Source organism: Thalassolituus sp. UBA2590, from assembly GCF_002339775.1.
In the GTDB taxonomy this organism is placed as follows: Bacteria; Pseudomonadota; Gammaproteobacteria; order Pseudomonadales; family Oceanobacteraceae; genus Thalassolituus.
This window is the reverse complement of sequence record NZ_DDKU01000065.1, coordinates 16,032-28,198: the sequence shown is the minus strand read 5'-3', so window position 1 is coordinate 28,198 and position 12,167 is coordinate 16,032. Positions and strand designations below refer to the sequence as shown.

General features: G+C 51.1%; 13 protein-coding genes. 4 read left to right on the top strand and 9 right to left on the bottom strand.

Features of this window, described 5'->3' with window-relative positions; all coding sequences use genetic code 11:
* Positions 1-20: 20 nt before the first annotated feature.
* Positions 21-302, bottom strand: a complete 282-nt coding sequence (locus tag B2067_RS05915; RefSeq protein WP_068435553.1) for a peptidylprolyl isomerase — start codon at positions 300-302, stop codon at positions 21-23.
* Between the two features lie 86 nt (positions 303-388).
* Between B2067_RS05915 and B2067_RS05910 the strand changes: the two genes are divergently transcribed.
* Positions 389-709 (top strand): DUF3301 domain-containing protein, encoded by a 321-nt coding sequence (locus B2067_RS05910; RefSeq protein WP_301387779.1) that lies wholly within the window; start codon positions 389-391, stop codon positions 707-709.
* Between the two features lie 38 nt (positions 710-747).
* The gene (locus tag B2067_RS05905) at positions 748-981 is read left to right on the top strand and encodes a GNAT family N-acetyltransferase (RefSeq protein ID WP_068435737.1); all 234 of its coding nucleotides are present in this window, start codon (positions 748-750) and stop codon (positions 979-981) included.
* Between the two features lie 188 nt (positions 982-1,169).
* Here B2067_RS05905 and B2067_RS05900 read toward each other — a convergent pair whose 3' ends face one another.
* Positions 1,170-1,880, bottom strand: a complete 711-nt coding sequence (locus B2067_RS05900; RefSeq protein WP_301378050.1) for a glutamine amidotransferase-related protein — start codon at positions 1,878-1,880, stop codon at positions 1,170-1,172.
* A 3-nt stretch (positions 1,881-1,883) separates the two neighbouring features.
* A complete protein-coding gene (locus B2067_RS05895) occupies positions 1,884-2,141 on the bottom strand; it encodes a DUF3820 family protein (RefSeq protein WP_301378051.1) in 258 nt (85 codons plus the stop codon).
* Positions 2,142-2,391: 250 nt separating this feature from the next.
* Here B2067_RS05895 and B2067_RS05890 point away from each other — a divergent pair, with 250 nt between their 5' ends.
* Entirely contained in the window at positions 2,392-5,037 is a 2,646-nt protein-coding gene (locus B2067_RS05890; RefSeq protein ID WP_297534055.1) for a bifunctional diguanylate cyclase/phosphodiesterase, read from the top strand.
* Between the two features lie 87 nt (positions 5,038-5,124).
* Here B2067_RS05890 and B2067_RS05885 read toward each other — a convergent pair whose 3' ends face one another.
* Positions 5,125-5,406, bottom strand: a complete 282-nt coding sequence (locus tag B2067_RS05885) for a pyrimidine/purine nucleoside phosphorylase (protein ID WP_076515084.1) — start codon at positions 5,404-5,406, stop codon at positions 5,125-5,127.
* 250 nt (positions 5,407-5,656) lie between these two features.
* Between B2067_RS05885 and B2067_RS05880 the strand changes: the two genes are divergently transcribed.
* Complete coding sequence (locus tag B2067_RS05880) at positions 5,657-7,537, top strand: DEAD/DEAH box helicase (protein ID WP_297534059.1); 1,881 nt, start codon at positions 5,657-5,659, stop codon at positions 7,535-7,537.
* A 152-nt stretch (positions 7,538-7,689) separates the two neighbouring features.
* On the opposite strand, the gene B2067_RS05875 is transcribed toward B2067_RS05880, so the two are convergent.
* From B2067_RS05875 to urtE, 5 genes are read right to left on the bottom strand one after another with little or no spacing between them, the layout of a single operon-like run.
* The gene (locus B2067_RS05875; RefSeq protein WP_068435725.1) at positions 7,690-8,067 is read right to left on the bottom strand and encodes a zinc ribbon domain-containing protein; all 378 of its coding nucleotides are present in this window, start codon (positions 8,065-8,067) and stop codon (positions 7,690-7,692) included.
* 15 nt (positions 8,068-8,082) lie between these two features.
* Positions 8,083-9,312: a formamidase gene (fmdA, locus tag B2067_RS05870; protein WP_076515082.1), complete on the bottom strand. Its 1,230-nt coding sequence runs from the start codon at positions 9,310-9,312 to the stop codon at positions 8,083-8,085.
* 10 nt (positions 9,313-9,322) lie between these two features.
* On the bottom strand, positions 9,323-10,393 hold the full coding sequence (locus B2067_RS05865; protein ID WP_301387778.1) for an AAA family ATPase: 1,071 nt from the start codon (positions 10,391-10,393) through the stop codon (positions 9,323-9,325).
* 14 nt (positions 10,394-10,407) lie between these two features.
* On the bottom strand, positions 10,408-11,454 hold the full coding sequence (locus B2067_RS05860; RefSeq protein ID WP_301378055.1) for an aliphatic amidase: 1,047 nt from the start codon (positions 11,452-11,454) through the stop codon (positions 10,408-10,410).
* A 12-nt stretch (positions 11,455-11,466) separates the two neighbouring features.
* Entirely contained in the window at positions 11,467-12,156 is a 690-nt protein-coding gene (gene urtE, locus B2067_RS05855; protein ID WP_297534067.1) for an urea ABC transporter ATP-binding subunit UrtE, read from the bottom strand.
* Between the last annotated feature and the right edge of the window lie 11 nt (positions 12,157-12,167).

Genomic DNA, 12,167 nt, shown 5'->3' with positions numbered 1-12,167 from the left:
TTTCAGGGGCGTCAGCGTCTTCACTGACGGTAAAGTGTTTTGATCAGATGCCAGCCGAATTTGGTTTTCACCGGCCCTTGTACTTTTAACAGGGGGCCTTTGAAGACGGCATCGGCGAAGGGCTTCACCATATCGTTGCGACCGAACTCTCCCAGTGAGCCGCCTTGTTTGCCGGACGGACAGGTGGAGTGTTTACGCGCCAGCTTGTCGAACTCAGCCCCTTTGTTGAGCTGTTTCAGCAAAGATTCGGCTTCCTCACGGGTTTTGACAAGAATATGGCAGGCGCAGGCGCGGTTGGCCATGGTGGAAACCTCCGGAATACTGACGGGTCATACAGGTGTGTTACTCTCAGCGCGGATAGTATCACAGGCCCAGAGGTGAGGTACGGGTGGAATTACTGATCATAGCGGTACTCGCCGGGCTGGCTTTGCTTGGTTGGCCCGCAATTCAGCGGCAACAGGCGGCGCGGGTGCTGGCGCTCAGGTATCTGCGGAAGCAGTGTCAGCAGGAGAATCTGCAGCTGCTCGATGACACTGTGTCGCTGGCACGTATGCGTCTTAAGTTTATTAAGGGGCGACCTGTGCTGGTACGAGGCTACGAATTTGAATTCAGTGTCGACGGCGGTGATCGCTACCCGGGCTCACTGGTACTGGAGGGCTACCGGCCGGTATCTGTGGTGCTGGCGGTGCATTCTGATCCACAGGCCTGATTCGCTGCCATCAACAACTTCATACAAGGAACGAGATAATGGTTAACCACGAATCAGAGAAGTCCCGCTTCGTGATTGAACAGGACGGTAAAGAGTGTGTGCTTGATTACGTACTGAAAGGTGATCAAGTGAATTTTACACACACCTATGTCCCGTTCGCTTTGCGCGGAAAGGGGTTAGCTGAAGAACTTGTTAAAACCGGGCTTCAATGGGCTAATGACAACTCTCTTACTATCAAGGCCAGTTGTTGGTATGTGAAGAAATTTCTGTAAGCATTTACAACCTGTCTGATCTGCACACTCGATAGCCTCATCCATAGTGAATTGTGTGTGCTCAGGTATCAGCAGACCTGGCAGGACGTTCACTGATACTTACGAATTTCTGTCCAGAGAGAACTAAATGCTGAATGCATAAGGACTCGAGAAAATCGTCAGTAAAAATAGAGCCATCGGTACCACGCTTAAGCGCGCGGCAGGTGAATAAATTCAGTCATCCAGCGAGCGATGGTTTTGCTGTCATTCGGTTGTTCCAAAGTATTCATTGCCTGAGTTAAACGCTCATCGCCAACGTCTTCGCGGCGGCGCTCCAGTAACCTTCTGAAGTATTCGGGCGTAAATTCCGGGTGCCCTTGAAAGCTCAGGATCAGATCATTGTTATACCAGGCGGCGTATTGGCAGAAGTCACTACCCGCCAGTCTACGGGCCCCTTCTGGTAGCGCAGAAACCTGATCTTTATGACTGTAAATCAGTTGATAGGCTGGCTGATCATCATTCAGCCACATGGGGCGGTGATCAATCTCCGTCATATGATTACCGACGCCCCAACCCTTGTTGCTTAAGCCTGCGTGGCCACCCAATGCATGGGCCAACAACTGATGGCCAAAGCATATGCCGAGCATGCGTTCTTTACGTGAGTGGGCTTCGCGCACCCATTCCATTAATGGCTGAATCCAGTGGTCGGTGTCGTAAACACCGGTCTTTGAGCCGGTCAGTAGGTAGGCGTCGCATTCCCCCGCTGACGGTAACTCGCCGTCATGAATCTGATAGAAAGTGAAGTTCAGGTTTGGATCAATGCTGGCGAGAAGTTCAGACAACATGACGCCATAGGACACATAATCGCCGATAAGGTCATCATAGAGAACATCACATTCAAGGATACCGAGAGCGGCCATAGATCAATGGCTCCCTTTTGCTGCTGGTTGTATCAACTTTGCCGGATAAGCTTTTTTGAGAGGGAGAAGGACATCTTCGACCCCATGAATCCGTATCTCGAGCATCATAGCAAGCAAGTCACCCAGACGCCCCTGTGGGAACCCCTTTTTTTGCATCCAGAGCAAGTATTCTTCAGGAATGTCGCAAATGCGTTTTCCCTGATATTTACCGAACGGCATGGTCATCTGAACCAGCTGTAGAAGGTGCTCTTTGGTATACATTATTTGGCCTGTATGGATGGTTGGGGGCAATGCAGCAACAGTTTTGATTCTAAAAAGTTCCCCAGATTCTTTCAAATTGTTAAAAAGTCAGTTAAACCTCATATTGATAGTCTACACTTTAAGAGATCTACCGGGTGATAGAGTTGTTAGGGCGCTCGGACATTAAGTAGTAAGGCTCGTCTGATATTCATATGACCACGGGTCATCAGGGTGTGCCAGAGACAGTAATATCAGGAGTCAGAGAATTTGTATGGTTGTGCTGACCTCAACAGCTGAAGGGAAATATCAGCCTAGTGAGGGATGGAAACGCGTAGAAGAAGAAAGTCGTCGCGCTGGCGTCACCAATGGTGGACGTTTCGGTGCGGCTGATTTGCGTCTGGAAACCATTCTGGAGAGAACCATGCGGGTATTTATTACTACCCGTGCCGCAACCTTTGCGACTGACGTTGAGGGAGCGTTGTTCCAGATGGCCCGAGTCCTCAAGGCCAGGGCGGCTGCACTCTATATCGCGACAGACGGCTCAGGAAAACGTCCCGAGCTGGCCGTTGCTGTGTCACCGAATGATACGGAGCAACTGGCGACGGTTATTCGCGATGGATGGTCTATGGAGGGTGGCAGTATATCTCCACGCTGCTCTTTTGCTGATGATGAAAATGCGGACGAAGAAGCATTACGTCATTATCTCGGAGGCAACCGCCTCTCTACTATTCCCCTGTTAAATGACTATGGCGTGACTGGTTGGTTATTTCTCACGTTCGATGATCCTACACAGCGCCTTTCTCCACGTAAGCTGACTCAGCTGGGAACGTTCGCGCAGTTCTGCCTGCTTATGCAGGAACGCCTGCATGTCATGGAAGTACTCGAAGATCGTGAGCATCTTTTACGTCAGACAGAGCGTCTTGCCAATATTGGTTCCTGGTATGACGACGTTGAAAACGATCAGATCACTATTACTCCCCAAACGGCAGCAATTTTTGAGCAGGATGAAAATCTTGAAGTCGTCAGTCTTTCTCAGTATTTCGAGTACATTCACCCCGAAGATATAGAGCGTGTTGCGCAGACACTCACGGAAAGCATGAACGAGTGTAAGCCGTCGGACATGACCTATCGGATCAGCTTACCGTCCGGAGCAGAGAAAGTTATTCACGGCCGTGCTGAAGTTATTGTTAATGCTGAGGGCCGGGTTGTTGCTCGTGTTGGTTCGGTGCAGGATATTACTGAACAGCAGGCACGGGAGAATCGCCTGCGCCTGGCGATGACGGTGTTCGAGTTTTCAATGGAAGGTGTGGTGATTACCGATGCTGACCAGAAAATTGAAGCGGTTAATCCGGCGTTCAGTACCATTACCGGATATTCTGAACGAGAAGCTCTGGGCAAAGATCTTGGTTTTCTTCGCTCCAGTCGGCACAATCGGGAATTTTACCAGCGTATTAACAGTCAGTTGAATGAACGCGGTTACTGGCGCGGTGAAATCTGGAATACGCGTAAAAACGGCGAAAGCTATCCTCAGTGGCTAACTCTGACATTGGTGCGTGACGAACAGAAACGAGTGACGCATTACGTCGGTGTATTCTCGGATATGTCGCGCATAAAAGAGCACGAACAACAACTCAAACATTTATCAAATTACGACTCTTTAACCAATCTTCCTAATCGCCATTTACTGTTGAGTCGCCTCGAAGGTGCGATCGCTGATGCCACGATTAATCAGCGCAAGGTCGGAGTGATTGCGATCGATCTGGATCACTTTAAGCACATTAATGATAGCCTCGGACATCCCGCGGGCGATCGTTTGTTGCAGGACTTTGCCAAACGTCTGCGCCAAAGGTTGAGAGATTCGGATACCGTTGCACGTCAGGGTGGTGATGATTTTGTTGTCGTGCTGGAAAGTGTGGGTAACGTCTCTCAGATCGAGAACGTTGCCGGTATTATTCTTGAGTTGCTCAAGACACCTTTTGATGTGGGGGTTGGTAAAGATTTTTATATCGGCGCCAGTATAGGTGTCACCATGTTCCCGGATCATGGGGCGGATGTTACTCAGCTGCTCAGTAACGCCGATGTGGCTATGTACGAGGCTAAGAAAGAAGGCCGCAATATGTACAAGGTCTACAGCAACGAAATGACTCAGGTCGTTGCTGACCGTCTTGAACTGGGCAACCGTTTGCGCCAGGCACTCACTACAGAAGATGAGTTGAGATTGTATTATCAGCCTCAGGTAGAGCTCACCGAAGGTCGCGTTGTTGGAGTTGAAGCACTGATCCGCTGGCATACGCCGGACGGCGAAATCATTCCGCCGGGGCGCTTCCTTCCTGTGGCGGAAGAGGGCGGCATGATGCCTGATCTGGACAGCTATGTACTGGGCGTCGCCTGCCGTCAGATTGCCAGTTGGCAAAAGGAAGGTATCGATAAGATTACCGTTGCGGTAAACATCACCCAGCCAACCTTTATGGCCGGTGGCCTTGTGGGGCGTCTGACGGCATTGCTGGAGGAAACCGGCATTGATCCCAGCTGGCTTGAGCTGGAAATTACTGAGGGGGCCTTACTGGAACCGAGTTCTCAGGTGCTGGGTACGATTTCGGGCCTGAAAGCCTTAGGGGTGGCTCTGGCGATTGATGATTTCGGAACTGGCTACTCTTCGTTGTCTTATCTGCATCGTTATCAGGTTGATAAGCTCAAGATCGACCGAGGCTTCGTTCAGAGCGTCGAAATTGAAGATGAAGGAAAAGTCATTACCCGTACCATCATTCAGATGGCGAAAGGCCTGGGTTTACAGGTGCTGGCTGAAGGTGTCGAGACGGAAGGTCAGTTGCACTTCCTGAGGGATAACGGCTGTGAAACCTGCCAGGGGTTCTTCTTCAGTCGCCCGGTGCCGGTAGAAGAACTGAGACTTAACTGATGACGTCTCAGCGTTATCGGGCGGTTGTCTGCCCGATAACGACGCTCAGGTACTTACACCTGTACCCAAGACTTGTACCCGAGCAACTTACTCGTAAGTACAGAAGTAAGCCGTCTGACCTGACAGGCGGACTTTGAACTTCACGTTAGCTTCAATCTCGAAGGATTCACCATTAGTGAAGGTCTGCCACTCTTCGCTGCCTGGGAGCAGAGCGTCCATCTTGCCTGACACGATAGTCATGACTTCTTTCTGGCTGGTGCCGAATTCGTAATCGCCTGGCTCCATAACGCCAACAGTCGCTGGCAGCGTCTCGGTCTGCAGGGCAATCGACATCACCTTGCCGTCGAAATACTCGTTTACTTTTAACATTTTAGATTCTCCTGTGGATCTGGCGGGCGATTATACGCAGGCACTGTCCATAAGCGCAAAATAGACGAGCAAAAGCCCCATCATTTGTGTATACTCCGCCACCCTTTTAAATCAGATCGTCGGGCAACACCGTGTCAGCAGCACCCTGAGGGGTGTTCGGGGTCAACAGATGCCTCATTGAGCATTGCACGGACAGCAGAGAACTGACCGTCAACGGTAAGCCCCTAAGCGATTGTACACAGGTGAAAATATGACCGATTCGAACAGCACAGGCTTTGCGAGCCTGGGCCTGCCATTTCCTGTACTCCGTGTTCTTGAAGAGCTGGGTTACGAAACTCCTTCTGCCATTCAGGCAAACAGTATTCCGCCGTTGCTGGAAGGCAAAGACGTTCTGGGTATGGCCCAGACGGGTACCGGTAAAACCGCAGCATTCGCGTTGCCACTGCTGGTACGAACCAACCCAGACTTCCGCACACCACAGGTGCTGGTACTGGCGCCAACCCGAGAGCTTGCTCAGCAGGTAGCGGAAGCCGCTAAAACCTACAGCAAGCACATGAGTGGCATCAATGTGACCGCAATCTATGGCGGTTCAGACTATGGTAGCCAGCTGCGTGATCTTAAGCGCGGACCACAGTGGGTGGTTGGTACGCCGGGTCGTGTTATGGATCACCTGCGTCGCGGCACGCTGAGTCTGGCTGACATCAAGGCCGTCGTGCTTGATGAAGCCGATGAAATGCTGCGCATGGGCTTTATTGACGACGTAAACTGGATTCTGGAGCAGGCACCGGCGAAACGCCAGGTCGCTCTGTTCTCGGCAACCATGCCAAAAGAAATCCAGCGTGTCGCTGAAACTCACCTGAACGAACCGGTACAGGTGAAGATTGAATCAAAGACAACCACCAATGACCGTATCCGTCAGCGTTACTGGTTTGTAGGTGGTGTACATAAGAACGACGCACTGCTGCGTATCGCCGAAACCGAAGACTTTGATGCCATGATGATTTTCGTGCGCACCAAGCAAGCAACGGAAGAAGTGGCTGACTTTATGGCTGCGAACGGCTTCCGTTGTGCGCCTCTGAACGGCGACATTCCGCAGCAGCAGCGTGAACGCGCTGTTGAAAAGCTGAAAGCAGGCAAGCTCGACATGATTGTGGCGACCGACGTTGCCGCTCGTGGTCTTGACGTTGAACGCATCAGCCACGTTATCAACTACGACATTCCACAGGATACAGAGTCGTACGTTCACCGTATTGGTCGTACTGGCCGTGCCGGTCGTGAAGGTGAAGCGATTGTATTTGTACGTGGTCGTGAAAAGCGCATGCTGCGTGATATTGAAAAAGCCACGCGTCAGCCGATTGAAGAAATGCCGTTGCCAAGCGCAGCCCAGGTGAATGCAAAGCGTCGCGAAGCTTTCCGAGCGCGTATTATTGATGCTCTCAACACTGAGAAAAATGCACTTTACCGCGAGATTATTGAGTCTGTACTGACCGAGCATCCGGTCGATGCACTCGACGTTGCTGCCGCTTGCGCCAGCCTGATTCAGGGTGACAAAGCGCTGTTTATTGATGAAAAAGCCGATCAGAAAATGCAGGAACGCAAAAAACGTGACCGCGATGATCGTGAACCTCGTCAGCAGCGTGAACCTCGCGACAGAGGTGATCGCGGTAGCCGTGGCCGTAAGGCGACACCAGACATTAATCCGCTGCCATTAAAAGGTCAGCCAAATGTCGATATGGTGCGTTACATGGTTGGCGTCGGATACGACGACGGCCTGCGTCCGGGTAATCTGGTTGGTGCGGTAGCCAATGAGGCGGATCTGGAAAGCCGTTATATTGGTCACATCGAGATTCTGGAAAATTACTCTATCGTTGACCTGCCAGCGGGCATGCCACCAGAAACAATGAAAACACTGCGCAATGCGCGCGTGTGTGGCCGTGCACTGGAAATTAAAGAGTTTAAAGGCGAGGCGGGTATTCCTGAGCGTAAGCCGGGTGGTCCTAAGCGCCGTGACGGCGGCTTTAAAGGCAAAGGTTCTAAAGACCGTGATTTTAAAGGCAGCCGCGACTTTAAAGACAAGCCACGTAAGCCTCACCGTAAAGGCGGAAACGCGCCTGCACGTAAAGCCGACTGATAAATCTTTTATCGGTTAAATAAGGCGACAGGTTTACTTCGTCGCCTTATCAAAAAGCCCCGGGCAGATGCCCGGGGAAGTCTCAAAACACTGATCGTCTCAGAAACAGCCCCGAAAAAACTGCAAGGTGATTCGAGAGCTGTAATGAGCTGTCAGTGACTGATCATCCATGGCCGCATCGAGGGGAACATCTTGTTGCCTTCCGCGGTATACATCAGATTGCTCCGACGTTTTTTCGCGTTGCAACCACAGTTGCTACCATGCTTGTGGGCATGGCGCTCCTGCTTTTCCTTCTCGCGCGCATGGAATTCACCGGCGGTCATAACCTCAGGTGAGTGACTTGCTTTTTCGTTCGCTTCCATGGCTTCCCGCCGCTCTTTGATCATGCTGGCAATCTCTGGTGGCAACACAATCACCCGCGCAGACATAGTCTGGCATTGCGGGCAGAACGCGGGTTTATCGTGGTGCTCCATCGAAGCCAGTTCCTGGAATACACCGTGCTCAGGGCATTTATAGTCATAGAGTGGCATAGTTAAATCCCCTTATTAAAGATCCGGCGCTTTTGGAATATCGATGCTGCCATCGAGGTGTTTCTTAGGCCCTTCGGAATTCGGCTGCACGTCAAACTCGAAGATATCGGTTGGTAACCAAAGCGTCGCACAGGAGTTCGGAATATCAACCACACCACTGATGTGGCCCTGTACCGGTGCACAACCAATGATGGCGTAACCCTGAGCTTCGCTATAACCGAACTGAGTTAAGTAGTTAATCGCGTTATGACAGGCCTGACGATAGGCAATGCTAGTATCCAGGTAATGCTGTTTACCGTCTTCATCAACAGAAATACCTTCAAAAATCAGATAATCGTCGTATTTCGGTACCATCTTACTTGGCTTAAAGATTGGATTTTTAACCTGATACTTCGCCATACCATCTTTGATGATATTAACGCGCATGTGAATCCAGCCCGCCATTTCAATCGCGCCACAGAAGGTGATTTCGCCGTCACCCTGTGAGAAGTGAAGGTCACCCACAGACAGGCCTGCACCATCAACATAGACAGGGAAATAGACTTTAGAGCCGCGTGTCAGGTCTTTAATATCACAGTTACCACCGTGCTCACGAGGAGGAACAGTACGCGCGCCTTCGGCTGCCGCTTTGGCTTTTTCATCGCCCGATAAACGACCCATGTGAGCCGTTTCTGCATAAGGCAGTGTCGCCAGTTCAGGGACGCGTTCTGGGTCGGTGTCAACTAAAGCTTTTTCACGGGTATTCCACATATCCAGCATTTTTTTGTCTGGCAGACAGCCGATCAGACCGGGGTGGAGAATACCGGCAAACTCAACGCCTGGAACGTGACGTGAGCTGGTCATCATGCCGTTGAAGTCCCAGATGGATTTCTGTGCTTCCGGGAAGCGATCGGTCAGGAAGCCACCGCCGTTCTTTTTCGAGAAGAAACCATTGAAGCCCCACTGGTTATCAGGGAAAGCACCGATGTCCAGAATATCAACTTCGAGAAGATCGCCTGGCTCTGCGCCTTCGACTTTAATCGGGCCGGATAAGAAGTGAACCTGGCTCAGGTCGACATCACGGACGTCGGAAGCGTCGTCGTTATTTTCAATCTGACCACCGGTCCAGTCATAACATTCAACAATGAAGTCATCACCGGGTTTTACGGTTGCTACCATCGGAATGTCCGGATGCCAGCGGTTGTGAACCTGGTCATTTTCATAAGCGGATTTACTGAGATCAATTTTAATGATGGTATCAGTCATGGTTTTCTCCTTAGGTAGCCTTGGGGCTTTTCGGGGTAAATTCCGGTTCGGAAGGGAATTCAGAGTGCGTTTCCGCAAGGGAAACCGGGAGCAGAGTGATCTGTCGTTCAGACAGAACGCCCTGCAGGTGTGTATTCATAGTGTCGTTGTGCGCAGTGAGGTGACGAGCCACCTCGGTAATAACCAGGTCGCGGAAACGACGTTCGATGGCGCGGGCACCGTACTTACGGAATCCGGATGTCATGACGATAAAATCACGAGCCGCCGGTTCAAGTTCAATACTGGTGTTGTGGCGTTTCAGTTGAGAATTCAGCGACTGCTCAAGGCCTTCAACCAGACTCGGCATATCCTCCGATGTCAGTGCAGAGAAGTACTCAATAATGCCAATGCGGTTGATAAACTCCGTATTAAAATGGCGCTCCAGTGCGCGTTTATAAAGACCACTGCGGTTAACTCCGGGAACGGAGTCCAGCCAGCGTAATGACTCAGCGAGGCGACTGCCGACATTACTCGTCATAAACACCAGCGTATTGGTAAAACTGATCGACTTCTGTCCCGACGCCAGCTTCAGGGTGCCGTTGTCGAGGATATTCATCAGACTCAGTACCACCGAGTGGTCTGCTTTTTCTATTTCATCGAACAGGACAATGCCCGGGCGCGAGCTTGTGCCACTGATCAGTTCTTCATTAAGTAAGCTGAGGTTTTCTTTGCTGCCCACATAGCCCGGAGGTGCCCCTGTAATAGCAGCACTGTAGTGGCTCTGTGCGAGAGTATTCATATCGATACGACAGAAAGCATCGCTGCGACCGTGAATCGCCTGCGCAACCTGTCGCACCATTTCGGTTTTACCAACGCCGGTCGCGCCGATAAATAAAGCTGAGAGAAGCGGGCGCCGACGGTCGTTAAGTCCGGCACTGATCACATTCAGTTGCGATTCAAGCCGATCAATCACGGCATCCTGACTACGGATACATGCTTTCAGGTGAGCTGATACTTCAGCCGGCTGAAAAGCGAACCGCGACAGAAGCGGTTGGCTCTGCGATTGTGTCTGTGAACGAATGCGATCAGTGACAAAGACCATCGGCAATCTGGCGATTACTCGCCAGCCTCCATTGAGCGCTCTTCAACGGGCAGAGTACCGACCGGGCAATCTGCTACGCCGACTGTTGTGCGCGTCATGGCTTCGACATCGGCCTGGGCTTTTTCAGCATCGGTTACCCAGGTGCGATAGAACTCGAATGGGCAATCGGCAATGCCTTTGTCACCATCGCCCGAGGCATGAACACCGCTGTATCCACGGTGCAGAAGTTTGAACAAATGATTCTGCGACTGATCGTTTTTACGGGCGTCGCGAATCTGTGACACAGATAATTGGGCGTACTGGACACCCATGTCTTCTTCGCCACATTCGCCGAGTGTACGGCCATCGAAGCCGATCAGAGCAGAGTGACCAAAGTAGGAATAGACACCGTCGAAGCCTGTTGCATTGGCGACAGCTACGTAGCAGTTGTTTGCCCATGCCATGGTTTTCGCCATCATGATCTGTTGTTCTTTGGCTGGGTACATGTAGCCCTGACAGCGAACAATCAGCTCTGCGCCTTTCATGGCACAGTCGCGCCAGATCTCCGGATAGTTACCGTCATCACAGATGATCAGACTGATTTTTAACCCTTTAGGACCTTCACTTACATAAGTACGGTCACCGGGATACCAGCCTTCAATCGGGCACCACGGAATGCACTTACGATATTTCTGAACAATTTCGCCTTCGTTATTGATCAGGACTAGCGTGTTATAAGGCGCTTTATTCGGGTGTTCTTCGTGCTGTTCACCTGTCAGTGAAAAGATGCCCCAGGTATCGGCCTCTTTGCAGGCAGCTGCGAAGATGTCCGTTTCATCACCCGGGATAGTGGCAGCAGTGGCATACATTTCCTCTTCGTCGTACATGATTCCCATGGTTGAATATTCCGGGAATACGACCAGATCCATACCGGGCAATCCGACTTTCATGCCCTTGATCATGTCGGCAATTTTGCGGGCGTTGTCGAGGACTTCAGCTTTACTGTGAAGACGTGGCATTTTGTAATTAACGACCGCAACACCAACGGTATCTGGGCTACTGGAAATATCACCGTGACGCATAATGTTCTCCGCTTAAACAGAAAGGTATTTTGAAATGGTTTCCTGGTCGGCTTCTTCGACCGGTACGTCCAGTACAATTTTTCCTTTTTCAATCACCAGAATCCGGTCAGCGACATCCAGTGCAAAACTGAGTACCTGCTCGGAAACCAGAATCGACAAGCCACGCTGTGTACGTATCTGTTTCAGCGTTTTGGCCATATCTTTAATGATGCTGGGCTGAATCCCCTCGGTTGGTTCATCCAGAATGAGAACATCCGGGTTACTTGCCAGCGCTCGTGCGATCGCAAGCTGTTGTTGCTGACCGCCCGACAGGTTGCCACCGCGGCGATGTTTCATTTCATCCAGCACCGGGAATATGCTGTAGAGGTCAGATGGAATGTTGCGCTCACCGGTGCTGGTCAGTCCGGTTTCGATATTTTCTTCTACCGTCATGGTCGAGAAAATCATGCGACCTTGTGGCACGAATGCCAGACCAGCACTGACACGCTCGTGACTCTTTAATGGCGACAGTTCTTTGTCTGCTAATTTAACCGTGCCTCCCTTGCTTGGAATCATGCCAATCAGGGATTTCATTAATGTGGTTTTTCCCATGCCATTACGACCGAGGATGGCGATGATTTCGTTCTCTTTAAGGGTCAGGTTCATACCATCAATGATGGTGCTCTGGCCGTAGGCCACTGAGTAATCGTTTAATTGCAGCATGGCAGGCCTCC